At 56.7% G+C, this 15,860-nt stretch carries 13 protein-coding genes; 3 read left to right on the top strand and 10 right to left on the bottom strand.

Annotated elements, in window-relative coordinates; genetic code table 11:
• Positions 1-612 precede the first annotated feature (612 nt).
• Positions 613-1,995, bottom strand: coding sequence for a DEAD/DEAH box helicase (locus tag DJ563_RS13420; protein ID WP_434519678.1), 1,383 nt, complete (start codon positions 1,993-1,995; stop codon positions 613-615).
• The gene (locus DJ563_RS13415; RefSeq protein WP_434519677.1) at positions 1,992-2,567 is read right to left on the bottom strand and encodes a hypothetical protein; all 576 of its coding nucleotides are present in this window, start codon (positions 2,565-2,567) and stop codon (positions 1,992-1,994) included. Before DJ563_RS13415 ends, DJ563_RS13420 begins: the two co-directional genes overlap by 4 nt.
• Positions 2,568-2,669: 102 nt before the next feature.
• Between DJ563_RS13415 and DJ563_RS13410 the strand changes: the two genes are divergently transcribed.
• Positions 2,670-2,891: a helix-turn-helix domain-containing protein gene (locus tag DJ563_RS13410; protein ID WP_434519676.1), complete on the top strand. Its 222-nt coding sequence runs from the start codon at positions 2,670-2,672 to the stop codon at positions 2,889-2,891.
• 443 nt (positions 2,892-3,334) lie between these two features.
• On the opposite strand, the gene DJ563_RS13405 is transcribed toward DJ563_RS13410, so the two are convergent.
• The 6 genes from DJ563_RS13405 to DJ563_RS13380 all read right to left on the bottom strand — a co-directional run bounded on the left by DJ563_RS13405 (position 3,335) and on the right by DJ563_RS13380 (position 10,907).
• Entirely contained in the window at positions 3,335-3,748 is a 414-nt protein-coding gene (locus tag DJ563_RS13405; RefSeq protein WP_434519675.1) for a TetR family transcriptional regulator, read from the bottom strand.
• Positions 3,738-5,618, bottom strand: coding sequence for an integrase (locus DJ563_RS13400; protein ID WP_434519674.1), 1,881 nt, complete (start codon positions 5,616-5,618; stop codon positions 3,738-3,740). Before DJ563_RS13400 ends, DJ563_RS13405 begins: the two co-directional genes overlap by 11 nt.
• Positions 5,615-7,288, bottom strand: a complete 1,674-nt coding sequence (locus tag DJ563_RS13395; protein ID WP_434519673.1) for a hypothetical protein — start codon at positions 7,286-7,288, stop codon at positions 5,615-5,617. Before DJ563_RS13395 ends, DJ563_RS13400 begins: the two co-directional genes overlap by 4 nt.
• Positions 7,252-8,433 carry a tyrosine-type recombinase/integrase gene (locus DJ563_RS13390; protein WP_434519672.1) on the bottom strand — a complete coding sequence of 394 codons (1,182 nt, stop codon included), beginning with the start codon at positions 8,431-8,433 and terminating at the stop codon, positions 7,252-7,254. Before DJ563_RS13390 ends, DJ563_RS13395 begins: the two co-directional genes overlap by 37 nt.
• A gap of 310 nt (positions 8,434-8,743) precedes the next feature.
• Complete coding sequence (locus DJ563_RS13385; protein ID WP_274100405.1) at positions 8,744-9,784, bottom strand: AraC family transcriptional regulator; 1,041 nt, start codon at positions 9,782-9,784, stop codon at positions 8,744-8,746.
• A gap of 4 nt (positions 9,785-9,788) precedes the next feature.
• Positions 9,789-10,907, bottom strand: coding sequence for a nitrilase-related carbon-nitrogen hydrolase (locus DJ563_RS13380; protein WP_033700524.1), 1,119 nt, complete (start codon positions 10,905-10,907; stop codon positions 9,789-9,791).
• 189 nt (positions 10,908-11,096) lie between these two features.
• On the opposite strand from DJ563_RS13380, the gene DJ563_RS13375 reads away from it, so the two are divergent.
• Both DJ563_RS13375 and DJ563_RS13370 read left to right on the top strand, forming a co-directional pair.
• Complete coding sequence (locus DJ563_RS13375) at positions 11,097-13,133, top strand: FAD-dependent oxidoreductase (protein ID WP_434519671.1); 2,037 nt, start codon at positions 11,097-11,099, stop codon at positions 13,131-13,133.
• Positions 13,134-13,207: 74 nt separating this feature from the next.
• Positions 13,208-14,107 carry a 1-aminocyclopropane-1-carboxylate deaminase/D-cysteine desulfhydrase gene (locus DJ563_RS13370; RefSeq protein ID WP_434519670.1) on the top strand — a complete coding sequence of 300 codons (900 nt, stop codon included), beginning with the start codon at positions 13,208-13,210 and terminating at the stop codon, positions 14,105-14,107.
• On the opposite strand, the gene DJ563_RS13365 is transcribed toward DJ563_RS13370, so the two are convergent.
• Together DJ563_RS13365 and DJ563_RS13360 are read right to left on the bottom strand one after the other, a co-directional pair.
• Positions 14,098-14,643 (bottom strand): cytochrome b, encoded by a 546-nt coding sequence (locus DJ563_RS13365; RefSeq protein ID WP_033700521.1) that lies wholly within the window; start codon positions 14,641-14,643, stop codon positions 14,098-14,100. The genes DJ563_RS13370 and DJ563_RS13365 overlap by 10 nt on opposite strands.
• A 218-nt stretch (positions 14,644-14,861) precedes the next feature.
• The gene (locus tag DJ563_RS13360) at positions 14,862-15,839 is read right to left on the bottom strand and encodes a DUF1853 family protein (RefSeq protein WP_274100066.1); all 978 of its coding nucleotides are present in this window, start codon (positions 15,837-15,839) and stop codon (positions 14,862-14,864) included.
• Positions 15,840-15,860 lie beyond the last annotated feature (21 nt).

The following is a 15,860-nucleotide window of genomic DNA, read 5'->3' as shown; positions in this document are numbered from 1 at the left end:
CAAAAAGGGTCGGTACCCAGACGCGTGGTCAAAGGCATAGACGGGAAAGTATTTATTGCCTTCATGAGTCATCGAGAAAATGTTTTCTGCTCGTTTCCACTCCATGAGTTCAACACTGGATTGATCCATGCACAGCTGAGCCAGGAGTGCAAACGCTTTAGGGGTCAAGAATTCACCGCTTTTTAGGAGACGTGCTTCGCACATCTCCAACATAGCCGCTTCACGGCGAAGGTGTGGGCGTATTGACATGGACATTCCTCTGGTGATCGGTGGCCACCTCAAGTTAACGATGAGATCTGTAAGGCCTGTGCGGGCAGGATCCAGCGCCAAGCGGGGGGCATAGGTAGCTTTCGCGGCGGGCCCATTGTTTGAATAATGTGAGGGAGATCCTAAATTTCCCGTTCGAACAGACTAGGTCGTCAGATTTTTCTTAAGCGGCCCATGAAAATCTTCAGTTCTTGAGTTTTTCCACATTTTTTCTTCACCGTGGGCCCCGCGCGCGCTGTGACGTGTACAGATGCACGCGCGCGCGAATGATACAGCGCTAGGTTTTAACCATCCATTGAGAAATGGGACTGGCGAGTGGTCCTGGTTCGAGTGGTCGAATCCGGCTCAGTAAATAGAGAGTATTTCTGTTCTAAATCTTGAGGAAAGCTCCATGTGAGACAGCTTATCTTCCGCTACTGCTCCTTCAGTATTTTCCTCCACTCGCATCGGGGAGCGGTCCAGTTGAATTTCTAATGACCCGCCTAAGTTCTTATCGTTGATTTCGTTGGTAGACGTTTGGTTATCATGTGTAGTGTGTGTGAATTGTATATAATCCAGCACGGCGAGGTCATCGGGTAAGTCCTCTGCAACCCGGCGAGAGAATTGCAGTAAAGACGGTTCGGCAATTACATAGAGCCATGCTTCTCTGTCTTCGTGCCCGGTGCGCCTGAGCACCCGCCCAAGTACTTGGCGAAAATGCAACTCCGTTCGTACGCGGCTAAGATAACAACAAACCTGTAGTCGAGGGATGTCGGTCCCTTCACTTATCATCCCTACTGCAACAATCCACTTTCCTAGCCCTTCTCGAAAGTCATTGATTGCCTGCTGAGCGCCTGGTGTTTGTGTTGTAACTACCAAACATTCATCACCTTGTCTTCTAAGGGCTGCTGCGACTTGATGCGCATGTCGAATATTCGTCGCTACCACAAGCCCTCCAGCGTCAGGATTTTTACGGCGGATTTCATCTAAACGACTGCGGCCAAAATTCAATACGGCGTCGACAACCTCCTGGTGGGCAAGTAAGTTCTCAAAATTTATTGACGATTCATTTAAGAGTTGAGCGACACTTGTATAGAGTTTTACAAAAGGTGATTCGCCAGAAAGTTCGGTAAGTTTAATTGCGCTATTGTCAATGATAGCTATCCGCGGAGCGCGGCAGACGCTATCAGCTATTGCCTCTTTAAGTCCGTACCGGAAATCACAGACTAACCGTCCTTCGGGATCTGAGTATCGAGCCAAGGCAATTGCTTTCTCATCGGACCTCCATGGGGTGCCCGAGAGCGCGAGGGTGAACGCGGCCTGATCCTGTAAGCGCTGGAGAATCACCTGGCCCCAAGCATTGCTTAAAACTGGATCGTGCCCGGCGCAATGGTGAATTTCATCGAACACCGCAAGAACTCTGTAGTTCTCAAGCAGCTGCCAAAATGCAGCATCGTGATGACCCATGGCCTGGTAGGTAGAAGCGACACCTAGCGAACCCAATCTTCCATCAAGAGGACGGCCAAGTACTCTAGTGAATGTCCTCTTTAGTCCCTCCACGACCTGACAGGAGGGAGCAAAGCAAAGGACAAGATCGATCAAGTCAGCTTGTAATAAGCGGTGTGCAACTTCTGCCGCCATCCTGCTTTTGCCAGAGCCAGGAGTGGCCTGGCAGAAGAAATGGGGGGAGCACTGATAACGTTGCAAAGCTGCAGACACGCAGGATTTCTGCCATACACGCAGACTCATTGCGTAGATACCAGCATTTTCAGCGTGTTCTCAATCGCGCGTAGATGACCGAGCAGACGTGAACTGCGATCTCTCGCCTGAATGTAGTCCTCTTCCACTCGTACCCGTAGAGATGGGATTTCCTTGAACAGTTGCTTGTATCTCTCCGCCTCTCCAAGAGCAGACAGCATGTCTATGCGGATCTCTTTAGCCAGCGACTCTAGCCTTTCCGTTGGGCATAGGTCTGAATGGGCATTGGGACGATCAGTCTTGGCGCATTCATCACTTTGCGTTTCATCAAGGCAGGTGAAGTAGCGGTGCTGGACTAGGGAAAGTGTCAAATTGGCGGGGCTTTTCAGAACGTGAAAAACCTGATCGCGCTTGCGACGTATGGGATCTTGCTTTACCCAGCCCACTCGCTTGAGTCGCTGGACCTGATCGTAGAGGTAGCGCCAAAGCTCTACCTCTGTAACCCCCCTCTGAAGCTGACGGGCATAGCCGGCCCTCAGACTGCGGATCGTAAATTGCTGGAAGTCCCCATCCTGGAGTAACTCGAAGACATGCCTGTCTAGCTTGAATGTAGCTGGTTTCATACAGGCACCAGTGACGCTGAAGCGGGCAAAATGCGGATTATAATCCGTCGCCTAACTCTTAGTAAACGACGGATAGTGCCGCCTTGATGAATCGAGGCGGTTATGCAGGCGCTGGCAAAGGATCTCGGGCAAAAAATCCGCGAGAAAAGAATCAGCATTGGGCTCACCCAAGACGCTCTAGCGCACGCTTGCGAGATCGATCGTAGCTACATGGGCCGCGTAGAGAGGGGTGAGGTAAATCTCACTGTCGAGAAGCTGTACCGGATAGCGATTCAACTCAGATGCCAGCCTCACACGCTGTTGCCCCGCGTGTCCCGGCAGTAAGAGCGGGCGCAATGAGGAGGCGCTGCGCGCTTGTCGCAAACCACTTTGCATGTGCGAACCCTCCAGGGTGTTTCGGTCAACAAAGGAGCTAGCCGAGGCTATGGGCATGACTGGGATTTTCAAGAGTCCAGCGTCATGACACCACTGAGCTCAATGAGAGCCTGTTCTTGCTTTACTTGACCGCTCAACGAGAGGAGACTGTCGCCCAAGGTATTACAGTCCTGTTGCATGAAGGCGTGATGCCGCTACAGCAGTAAGAAGAGTGATAGTTATGAGGCTGAGTTCCGCTAGTTGGTAGGATCGGTCATGATCTGCAATAAGACTTGCCAATAGTGTAGAGTGGTGCTCATGGCTCGATACTGTCTACTCGCGTTCCTTCATCAGAAAGTATGGGGTGAAGTGTCGAGCGCTTGATAATAAGATTTTTAGAAAAGAAGCAGAGTTTATTTTCCGATATTGACGACCTTTATGTCTTTTAGTTGAGATTTTAGCACGGTGTTCTCGTTCAGCAGCACTTCGTTGATTGAGGCGAGTCGCGCAATCTTGGCCCGAAGCTGCTCAATCTCTAAGCGGTAATTAGCGTTTTTTTTACGTTCTGCTACTAATTCTTGATGTTTCGCATGGCTGATAGCTCGGCTTGAGCGTCCTTGAACATCGCGGATCGCCTCTGCAATTTGGGGGTAATGATTGTGGATCAGTGCCGTCGAGACACCTGCTTCGCGAGCTACAGCCGCGATGGTTACCTTTTTTTCTCCGGAATGAGCGCGCCCTTTCTGGATGCGTAAAAGGGCTAGCTTCAGATCCTTCTCACGATCCTCAGCCGACTTATAGTTAGCACTCGTTTTCTCAGTCTTCATCAATAAGCTGCTCCGGAGGCATGCCTAGTTTTATGAGTACATCTCGGCATCGTCCGAGGTCACGCTCTACGCGTTTGCGACCTGATTCACCGATATCCGGGGAGTTCGCCAATTCTTTCAGATTATCATAGAGCCCTCGATATATCGGGGCGTGTATTTCTCCGATCACTGAATGAACGCAACCGCCACCGCAGCGCGTACGCTCCATAGAATTTCCAATGCACCCGTCATTTTCCGCAGTACACCAGGCGTGGCCGTTACTCCGTATGGCAGTACTTTCCGCTATGGATTTTAACATGGCAGCAGAATTTGGAAAAATAAGCAGGTTACCCGGCTCTCGCTGCCATTTTTTTATAGCCGTCCCGTATCCGCCTGTTAAGTTTTTGTTTGTCATCCAGTCGCGTACGGTATTGGTTTTTATCTTGCTTAGCTCTTGATCGATCTCGCTGTAAAGTTCGAGGTCAAGATGTTTTCCCCAGTTTTCATCCATTGCATAACTTAACGTCATATCGATAGACCAATGGGCGAAATGCTCCTTAAGATAACGTATGTCACCAAATTGGCTGTGGGCTGCATAATTGGCAAATTTTCGACGGAACTGATGGGTGGCAAACTTCCAGTTCAACCCACATGCTTTGGAGAATTCTTGAAAAATATAATTCCAGCTATTTATGCTAAGTGTGCGAACTTGGTTTTGTCTTCTGTGAAGCCCAAGAAAAAGTGATTTTCTGTGTTTGTTTGCTTCTCCTATCTGAGGGTCGTGCGGGTTGATACGACTTAGCTGGGCTATTTCAACTGCAATCATCGTCCGATAAGGAGCAGACCAACGCTCCATGGTGCGCAGGGCACGGACTCCAATCTCAGGGATCATCCACTTTATTAACCCTGCATTAGTTTTTTCGGATTTGGAGCGCATCCAATGGTAGATCGTGCCATCATCGCCTTCTGTGCGACTGTGAGCGCCTAGTTGAAGATTGGCTAACTCGTGATTTCGACAGCCTGAAGTACTCGCTAGAATAATGTAGCAGGATGTACGTAGATTGATTAACGACTTTTGCAGTCCATTAATTCCTCCTTGCCAGTTTTTGGTTTTTAAGTACCTATTTTGAGCATCATTCAATCCCTGTTTAGTCCGACCTTTCCATTTTGCCGCGATTGAGTCTAGTTCGTCGCGTAGATCAAGTATTATTGTGCTTTGCTCAAGTTGTTGATTTGCCGCAGCGAATATTGAGCAAAACACATCATCAGGTAATAGGGGGGTCAACGCTATATTGGGCATCCCGAAACGACCCGCGATAGCGCGAGCAGAGGTGTCAGGCCACGGATGCTCCCGAATTGGTTCGTCTGAATACTGGCTTAATTCATAGATATTCTCCACTGCCATGTATCGTGCCATAAGCTCCGAGGAGCTGAGGGGGTTATTGGTCAATCTGGTTCTGTAGTTTTTGGATGCGTCGATATAGGAAAATGCGATTTCGGGAGTGATGGCGGTTAAATTTCTTATCCCCATTGTCTCTAAATGTCGTAAAAAAAGCTTTGATTTCTCGAAGAAGTCGACAATTGTGCCGCCTCGGAGCCGAGTCGTGCGTATAAGGCCGCGCCTGATGTAGCGAAACATTATCTGTTTCATGATTGCTCGAAACGAGAATGGCAAGCTACAAAAATCGATTTTCCTTTTTTTTGCTACAACATTATTAGGGAAACCATCGATCTGCCATAACTCGTCGCCGTATCGGCTAAGAATAATCCACTTTCCATTTATTTCTTTCGCGCAAACAATTTCTTTATCCCGCTCCGAGGCAGGCTGTTTTAATATATCCAACGATTGGTCGGCGAAACGTGCAAGGGGCAGTGCATTAGTGTCTCTCATGCAAAAACCTCTAGGCTCTGAATTAGGTCAAATGTCCAGAATGGATGGGGTTGAGTCCTGGCCCGTTCGCGGGCGATTTCAACAGCTTTAATTTTGAATGCTCCGCGGCGTACGCCCTCAGCAACGATATAATTGTCGATCAAACGGGGAATGTGAGCGTACTCCCTTGCCCAGCGATGTTTGTCCATACGAGAGCGCTCCGCCAGCACGCGGAAGTAGAAGCTGAACAGCTTATGCAGATCTTCGGCTGTCACTGCATAATGTCTGCAGCGAAGGCAGTTCATGAAGTTTGTGCAGGTCTCCCCTCTTTGCTTTGGCGCGTACTGGCCATCCACTGGGTCACTGCAAGTACCCAAGGGAGTCTTATAAGATGCTCCGATTGATGCGCTAAGCAATTCCTTGACCAAGATTTCTCCCATGAATTGCCAGTTCTTAGTGGCATTCTCCCCAGGCGCAAGATAATTCTGATCAGTTACGCTTGGAGTATTTCCTAGAGCTGCAGACGTAATGGTTATATCACCGTTTGTCAGTTCCCAGATCCTGTTACCAAAAGTTTTGCGCAAACGAGAAAGGTTTACACGCAGTGGCTCCCCGTCGTTGTCCTTCAGGTCGTACTCATCTACAAGGCCACTTATTGCACGACCTAAAACGATTTCCGTCAGTCCTGTAACCTTTCCTAAATTATTACCTCTCTGGCGACTGCGGTACAGCCACACCCGGCCTTTTAGGTCATCAGGTGCTTCTGAGTCCAGCGGTTCAGTGAGCACCATTACTCGCCGAATCAATCGTTCTACGTTGGGCTTCACGCTTGACATGAGCCCCTGCGCGTCCTCTGTACAACTCTGAGGACGCAGAGCTACTTTCGAGTGATTGTAACCACGGCGCTTCCAGAGAACTAGGAATACCATGTCGTCTTTAGGGTGTGGGTGTAAACAACTGCGGTCCATTTCCAGAAGTGGCGTAGTATTACGTCCTGTATGAAGAGCTACGAGTGTTAATGCATATGACAAGATTCGCGATGTCGTAGGTGTGTCGTCAGCCCATATAGGTTTTAAGGCCTGCCTCAATGCAGCGCTCAGCTCTTGTCGTTCGCGCTTCGATAGCGCGGTTTCGCCCATTATCTTTTTATTTGGAAATGGATTGCGTGGGAAAGTGGCTGCATCTCCTGAGTGGATTAAGGGGAAGATTCCGCGCTGCCCAATTAATTTGAGAATGGACTTGGTTTGTGAATAGTATGTGTATTGGCATGAGTCTTTCGTGTCACTTTCAGACAAATGCTTGAGGAATCCATCGATGAGATTTCGATTCAAATCCATTAGGGATAGATTGCGCTCAATAGCCATTGCGTGGAGTGCGCAGTAGTCAAGGAAGCATCGGATGCCAACTGCACAGTATGATGCGATGGTAGAAAGTGCCATCCTTCCATCTTGCCCTTCGATGAGTCGCTCGACCTGGCGTTGGCATGCATAAGTTATGGGGTCTATTTTAATATGGTACCACTTAGAGAAGTCGAAGCTTCGTCTGTGGGTGTTGTTCCTCTCAAACCGTATTAGCGTGTTTTTTGGAGGGATGGCGTCGGGTAGAGTGCTGACGTTGCCCGCTGAGTCGGGTTTGTATTCAGTTTGAGGAGTGCTTAGGTCAGTTTTAATGAAAGATTTTCGTTTTCCCATTGCACTGCTCCCGCTAGAGAGTTCAACTCTTGGTCGTAAGTTAATACTGCTTGATCGGCTATCTCGTTAATTAGATGTAAATACACTATGGTTGTTTGGATAGAGCTATGGCCAAGCTGCCGCTGGAGGAATACTAGGGGGTCAATTCCGTTGATGGGGTTGCGCTGGAGGCTGGCAAGAGTGTGGGTTGCATAGGTGTGGCGCAACATATGTGTGTGGACTTTCAATCCTGCTCGCTTTCCGATCTCGGCAATAATTCTATTTAGGCTTTTCCCATCGTCGCTATAGGGCTTTCCTACGTGATTGAGAAAAAGTGCCTTTTGGCTGTTGCCTGGAGTCGACCGCTGCCCTCGTATCTTAGATGCATAATGGTGAAGTTCGATCATGAGTTCTCGACTGAGATATATGTCTCGTGATTTATTACCTTTGGCCTGAAAGCCACTGCCGTCGAAGGGGTCAAGGCGAATGCGAAGATTGCGTTCGGTACGCCCTTTTTGAGCTGGATCGAATACATATACCAATGGAAAGGTCGCAAGTTCATTGCGGCGGAGTCCAGTGTGCAATGCTAATCGAATCATTAGCCGGTGGTGATAATTTTCTGCTACTGAGAGCAGCGCTCTAATTTCCCCTAATGTCAGATACTTTGGTAGTGCTTTGTGGTGACGTGGTAGTGCATTGTTTGCTAGTGCTGTCCTAGAGTTAGGGTGGCTTAGCCCGAACAAGTGAAATTCACGACTCACATGGCGCTCTTCATAATTGAATGGAAGGCGCTTGACCCACCCTTTCGTATTGGCGAAATCGTAGAATTTGCAGATGTAGATTAGGCGATTGCGCGTAGTGCTTCGTGCAAGCCCGCAGGTGTCCATGCAGAAGCTTCGATAAGCGGCCACGAGACTTTTTTCCTCGCCCCGATCCACATCTCGCCAGTCAAGTTCATGTGCTTGCAGAAAGCTGAAAAAGTCAAACAGCGCCCTTCCAACACTAGGCCAAGAGTTATTCGAACCTATCCCTGCACGAAGAAGGTAATGGCGAAAGAATAGATTGGCTTCAGCGCAGCTGGCCATCGAATCCCATAGCAGAATGGGGAACCCTGGGTACGGCCTCTCGGCAATGACAAAATCTTCGGTGCTCCATAAAAGCTCCATATGCCATCCTCCACCAATCACTCACCCTACACCTTTGGCTGTATCGACTGTATTAGGTCAACAGCTCGCTCTAGCTACGCCTGCTCACATAGGTTCAATACGGATTAGCACAAATTGCTAACGCTTGCTACGCTCCAGAACATGAGCTTGTCATCATTCCTTCACCCAACCTGCTTAGGTTGAAGGCGACACCTACGAAGACAGATGAGAAAAGAGGACGCAGGGCAATGGACGAATATCAGGAAGAGTTGCTCGAGTTCCAGGCATACGAACTGGATACCCCGGAACCTGCCGACGACGCCACCGAGCTTTAGCCGGCCTGCCGCTGACTGCGGCGAAACTCCCCCGGCGTGAGGCCGGTCCAGCGCTTGAATGCGCGCTGGAAAGCCTCTGCCGAAGCAAACCCCAGCAGATAAGCGATTTCGCCGAAAGCCAGCGCCGTGTCACGGATGTAGGTTTCGGCCAGGTCGCGCCGTGTCTCGTTCAGCACGTCGCGAAAACGCGTGCCTTCCTCAGCCAGCTTGCGCCGCAATGTCCAGGTGGGCAATTGCAGGCTCAGTGCCACTTCGTCCAGGTCCGGTTCGCGGCCGCCATTGAGCAACGGGCCGAGCAGGTGCGTGATGCGTTCACCCAGGCTGCGTACCCGTGTGCGCTGGAGCAACTCGGCTTCGCACAGTTGCAGCAGGTGCTGCCAGGTGCTCGGGCAATGCTGCGGGTTGGCTATCTGTAGCGTGGCGCGGCTCAGGCGCAGTTGATTGCCAGCGGCTGCGAACTGCACCGGGGTACAGCACAGCGGCTGATACTGAGTGGCATAGTCGGGCGCTGCAAATTCGATATCCAGCCGTTCGGCCTGCAGCACGCTGCCTGCCAGGTCGCCCAGTTGTGCCAGCCAGCCGGCGAGCAACGAATCGACCACGAAACGGTTGTACGTGTTGTACGGGCTGATGGAATAGAAGCGCAGCCAGGCGCCCTGGGCATCTTCCTGAAAGCTTGAGTGGCCTCGGTAGTTGGCAGCATACAACGGCTCGAAGCGCAGCAAGGTACGCGCCGCTTCGCCCAGGGTTGGCGCCTGGGCCGCTGTGATGCCCGCCAGGCCGGCATGGGCCAGGCGGCTGAGGCGCCCCATGTGCAGGCCCAGGGCCGGCTCGGCGCAGAGCGCGATGGCGGCATGCCCAAGGTGCATGTAGCGGGGGATCGACAAGCGTGCGCCCGCTTCGGCCAGGCGGGCGGCATCGAGGCCATAGCGCTGCAGCAGGGGCGCTGGGTCGTGGCCCAGCGCGCGTACAGCCCCGGCCAATGGCTGGACGAACCCTACCGACAGGTCACCCAGGCGCACGCGGGGGCGGGCCATGGGGTCACAACCACAGGTTCAGCAGACGGGCGCCGTGGCTGGGGTTGCCCGCCAGCAGTTCGCCTGACTGATGGGCAAAGCCCTGGCCGTCGCCGGCCTGCTCCCAGAACTGCCCGCGCATGAACACGCTCATGCTGCTGACACCTGCGCCAGCCGCCTGGGTCAGGCGCTGCCAGGCGGTTTGCTCGCTGACCTCGCCACGCTGCAAGGCAAGCTCGGCCGCCGCCTGCTGGTGGCGGTTGCCGCGCCAGGGCGCCTGCCAGCTGCCTTTGCCGCTGAGGAACACCGGATTGGCGATCAGTTGTACCGACTGTTGCTCCAGTTGCTGGTGGTTTTCCGGGTACCAGCTGTCACTGCCGATCAGTACACCGAGGCGTCCGGCGGGGGTTTGCAGGACCTGCAGGGGGTGCTGGCGGCCATCATGGATGTAGCGGCGCATTTCGCTGTCCGGGTACTGCTGGCGCTGGGGCTGGCCCAACAGCGAGCCGTCGCCGGCAAATACCACGCTGCTGTTGTACAGCGGGCCACTGCCGGCGTGCAGCACGCCCTGTTTGACATAAGGGGCAGGGAGCACGATGGAGCCAGCCACCAAGGTGACCCCAAACTCCTTGGCCAGGCCACCGAACAGCTGCTGATAGTCGGCGGCCATCTGCTCGGCCTTCATGCGCAGGTGCGCGTCGGTGCGCCAGTCGTCGGCGTTGGCGCGCAGCATCGCCAGGCCATAGCGCAGCGGGTTGCTCAGCTCCAGCCATTGCAAGGCCTCGCGGCTCTGCGTGACCTGGTACAGCTCGTTCTTTTCGCCGCGCGCCCACAGCCAGGTGCCGATGTGCTCCGGTAGCACTACCACCGTGCGCGGGCCAACCAGCCCCTGCATTCGGGCCTGCTGCAGATAGGCCGAGAGCTTGCGGTGCAGGCGCTGCAGGTTCTGGTAGTCACTTGGGTAAAGCAGCGGCTCGACGCCCAGCAGGTTGCCGTGTTCGCCCGGCACGCCATGGTTGAGCGCGAGCTCGATGCGCAGGTCGGACAGGTAATGGCCTTCCGGGCGCTGCTGGGTCCAGAAGCCGTAGCCGCACACGGCGGCGATCATCACCAGCGCCAGGGCGCTTGCCAGGAGTTTTCGCATGAAGCGGTACTGCGCCTTGGAAGTCAGAGTTGTCTAGGGTAGCCGTGCTGTGAGGGAGGATCAATAAGTTGTCAGTTTCGATCATTGAGCCTGTTCAAACGGCTGTTTAATGTCATCGGCAGATAAACGACGGGCCCGCCGGCTGGCGAGGTACCCGCATTCCGTGATCACGCCACATGGGGACCTTCCATGGCTGCCGACCGTTATCCGCACCTGCTCGCACCGCTCGACCTGGGCTTCACCACCTTGCGCAATCGCACCCTGATGGGCTCGATGCACACCGGCCTTGAAGAGCGCCCCGGTGGTTTCGAGCGCATGGCGGCCTATTTTGCCGAGCGCGCCCGAGGTGGCGTCGGCCTGATGGTCACCGGCGGCATTGCGCCCAATGATGAGGGGGGGGTCTATTCTGGTGCCGCCAAGCTCAGCACCGAAGAAGAAGCCGACAAGCACCGCATCGTGACCGAGGCGGTGCACGCTGCCGGCGGCAAGATCTGCCTGCAGATCCTTCATGCCGGGCGCTACGCCTACAGCCCGCGCCAGGTCGCGCCGAGTGCGATCCAGGCGCCGATCAACCCATTCAAGCCCAAGGAGCTGGACGAAGCGGGCATCGAGAAGCAGATCGCCGACTTCGTCAACTGCGCCGTACTGGCCCAGCGTGCTGGCTACGATGGCGTCGAGGTGATGGGCTCGGAAGGCTATTTCATCAACCAGTTCCTCGCTGCCCACACCAACCACCGCACCGACCGTTGGGGTGGCAGCTACGCCAACCGCATGCGCCTGGCCGTAGAAATCGTCAGCCGTGTGCGTGAGGCCGTGGGCCCGAACTTCATCATCATCTTCCGTCTGTCGATGCTCGACCTGGTCGAAGGTGGCAGCACCTGGGACGAAATCGAGCTGTTGGCCAAAGCCATCGAGCAGGCCGGCGCGACACTGATCAACACCGGCATCGGTTGGCACGAGGCGCGCATCCCGACCATCGCCACCAAAGTGCCGCGTGCGGCGTTCAGCAAGGTCACCGCCAAGCTGCGGGGGGCGGTGAACATTCCGCTGATCACCACCAACCGCATCAACACCCCGGAAGTGGCCGAGGCGGTGCTCGCCGAAGGCGACGCCGACATGGTCTCCATGGCGCGGCCGTTCCTGGCCGACCCGGACTTCGTCAACAAGGCCGCCGCCGGGCACGCTGAGCAGATCAACACCTGCATCGGCTGCAACCAGGCCTGCCTGGACCACACCTTTGGCGGCAAGCTGACCAGCTGCCTGGTCAACCCGCGCGCCTGTCACGAGACCGAGCTCAACTACTTGCCTGTGCGCGCGGTGAAGCGTATTGCCGTGGTCGGTGCAGGTCCGGCCGGCCTGGCGGCCGCCACTGTGGCCGCCGAGCGTGGCCACCAGGTGACCCTGTTCGATGCCGCTGGCGAGATCGGTGGGCAGTTCAACGTGGCCAAGCGGGTGCCTGGCAAGGAAGAGTTCTTCGAGACCCTGCGCTACTTTGCCAACAAGCTCAGCAGCACAGGCGTGGACGTGCGCCTGAACACCCGCGTCGATGTACAGGCGCTGGTGGACGGCGGCTTCGACGAGGTCATCCTGGCCACCGGTATCGCGCCACGCACCCCAGCGATCCCGGGGGTGGAGCACGCCAAGGTGCTCAGCTACCTGGATGTGTTGCTCGAACGCAAGCCGGTCGGCGCGGCCGTCGCGGTGATTGGGGCGGGCGGTATCGGTTTCGATGTGTCCGAGTACCTGGTGCATCAGGGTGTGGCCAGCAGCCAGGACCGTCACGCGTTCTGGAGAGAGTGGGGCATCGACACCCAGCTTGAGGCCCGCGGTGGCGTGGCCGGAATCAAGGCCGCGCCGCACGCGCCGGCGCGCCAGGTGTACCTTCTGCAGCGCAAGGCGTCCAAGGTAGGTGACGGCCTGGGCAAGACCACTGGCTGGATCCACCGCGCAGGGCTGAAGAACAAACAGGTGCAGATGCTCAATGGCGTTGAATACCTGAATATCGACGACGCCGGTTTGCACATTCGTGTCGGTGGCGGTGAGCCGCAGTTGTTGGCGGTGGACAACGTGGTGATTTGCGCCGGGCAGGAGCCGCTGCGTGAGTTGTACGACGGGCTGGCGGCTGCGGGGCAGTCGGTGCATTTGATCGGCGGCGCAGATGTGGCGGCCGAGCTGGATGCCAAGCGGGCGATCAACCAAGGCTCGCGTTTGGCAGCCGAGCTTTGATAGGGCCGGGGGCTGCTTTGCGGCCCCCCGCTGTTTCACTGATAGACTGATGCATCCGCCTCAGGCCCCGCTTCATGTCCATCGATTTCTTGAACCTCCCCCAGGCCCCTCTGCACCCCCTGACCCTGCCTTGGCTACAAAGCGCCGACGTCGAAGCTGCCATCTTGCGCCTGGACCTGATCGACCCCCTGATCAGCGGCAACAAGTGGTTCAAGCTGCGCCACCACCTCGCACAAGCCCATGAAGCAGGCGCCCCCGGCCTGATCAGCCTGGGCGGTAGCCACTCCAACCACTTGCACGCCCTGGCCGCCGCTGGCAAACGTTTTGGCTTCGCCACCGCCGGCTTGCTGCGTGGCCATGCCCAGGACACCCCGACGGTGCGTGATCTGCAGACGCTGGGCATGCACGTGCACTGGCTGGGCTATGGCGGCTACCGCGCTCGCCATGAAGCGGGGTTCTGGCAACCCTGGCAGGCACGTTACCCCGGCTGGCACTGCATCCCCGAAGGCGGTGGCGGCATGGCGGGCGCGCAAGGCTGCGGGTTGATCGTCGCGCAGGCGCGTGCACAGCTGGCCGGCATCGGTTGGGACGATTACAGCGCCTGGTGGCTGGCCGTGGGTACCGGTACCACGCTCGCTGGCCTGGTGCTGGAAGAGGCCGGCGCGCATGACGTGCACGGCGCGCTGGCGGTGCCAGGCGATCACGGCGTGGCGCAGAATGTGAGGGCGCTGGTCGGCGACAGTGGTTATCGGCTGCACGATGCCTGCCGGGGCGGCTTTGCCCGGGTCGACGACGAACTGTTGGGGTTTATCGACGCTTGCGAGCGCAGCACCGGCGTGCCGCTTGAAGCGCTCTACACCGGCAAGGCCTTGCTGGCGCTGCGTGAGCAGGTCGAGGCCGGCGTGTTCCCGCCCGGCACCCGCCTGATCGTGCTGCACACCGGTGGCCTGCAAGGCCGACGCGGTTACTTGTAGGGCAGCATGCGCAGCAGCGTGTTGTCGCGCTGCACGTAGTGGTGATACAGCCCGGCCAGCGCATGCAGGCCGATCAGCCAGTAACCCCAGCTGCCGACGCGCTCATGCCAGCCTTTGATGAACTTGGCTTGGTCCGGGTCTGCGCCGATCAGGTGGGGCAGCTCCAGGCCATAGAAGGGTACCGGCTTGTCGGCGGCGCTGAGAATCAGCCAACCGGCCAGGGGCAGGCCGATCATCAACAGGTACAGTGCCAGGTGCATCAGGTGGGCAAGGCCGGTCTGCCATGCTGGGGGCTTGGGCAGAATAGGCGGGGTAGGGCGGCTCAGGCGTACCGCCAGGCGCAGCCAGACCAGCACGAACACCGTCAGGCCCAGCATGAAGTGCAGGTCCTTCATCAGGTTGCGCTCGGCGCTGTCCTTGGGGAACAGGCCGCGGAACTCGATGCAGGCGTAGACGGCGGCCAGCAGCACCAGCATCAGCCAGTGCAGGGCGATGGACAGGCGCGCGTAATGAGGCGTCGGGGTGAGTGAAACCATGCTTGATCCTCGTCATCAGGTTTAAGGTGGCGCTCTTGCTGGCGCTCAGGGGTAACTGTAACTGCTGATTTGAGAGGGTGCTTTGCGCTGGGTCGGTGAAAGGTGTTTGGCCGGTGGGGCAGGGCTTGAGGTTTTTAGCGCCTATGAGATCGAGCGCCGCCCGCGCGGCGCTCGATCTTCTGGGCGCCACAAACCTCAAGCCATGCGCACAAACCCACTTATTCGCTCAGCGCCGGCCAGCCATCCGCCACCAAAAATACCCGCTCAACTTCATGCCAGGCCCCATCGGCCTGCATGTGCAACCTGACCAGCATCTGCGCCGGTGCCTGCTCATCCAACTCCGCCAGCCAAGCCTCGAACTGCTGCACTGTCCAGCACGCCTCGGCCGTGACCCGCGCTGGCGCCAACCAGGCATTGCGCGGCAGGGGCTGCCAACGTTCAGCTGTGGCCCTTGGCCAATCGCGCCGGCGTAACCAACGCCCGCGCAGATGCAGCGGGTTGGCCCCCTCGGGCGGTTCTGCATACCCAGGCCATGGGTAGAACAGATAACCCGCAAGCCACAGATGCGCCTGCACCTGCTGCACGCCAAGCCCGGCCAGCGCCACACGGCTGCGCGCACCACTGGACATGGGCAACTGATGCCCGGCCAGGTGCGCCAGCTTGCTGCCCAATCGGTCGTGACACCCCGGCCCGAGCCACTGCGCGGGGTCGCGGCCACCGCTGTGGTCCGGCCCCAGGTAAAGCTTGATCGCCAGCTCCAGGTGGTGGGTGCCTTCAGCGTCGCGCAGCAAGATATCCAGCTCGCCCAGCGTGCGCCCACCTTCACGGATCGCCAGGTTGGCCGCCAGCAGCTCGATACCCGGCGCCTGGCCGAGGGCGAACTGCCACAGGCTTTCATAGTAAAGCCCCAGGCGCCGGCTGGTCAGCCTTGCCAGCCCGTCACGCAGCGGCTGATCATCGGCATCCAAGGCCAGCAACCAGGCCTTCAGGCGCTGCGGCTCATCGGCCCAGCCACTGCCTGCCAGCGGGTGGCGCTGGGGGCAGGGCGGGGCGCTGAGCAACGGTGGGGACAGCAGTGTCCAGGCCAGGTCGCGCACGGCAGGGCGGCGCAACTGGCGGGGTAAGTCGTGGAGTTCGGCGAAGGGCATCATCCAGCGAGCATAGCCGGTTTGCCGCTGCCCGGTCGTTTCGCCCATAATCGGCGCATAGTCACCCGC

It is taken from the genome of Pseudomonas sp. NFX1 (genome assembly GCF_051123555.1).
GTDB classification, from domain to species: Bacteria; Pseudomonadota; Gammaproteobacteria; order Pseudomonadales; family Pseudomonadaceae; genus Aquipseudomonas; species Aquipseudomonas capeferrum.
Note: the sequence above shows the minus strand (reverse complement) of the source record. Positions and strands in the feature narration are given on the sequence as shown.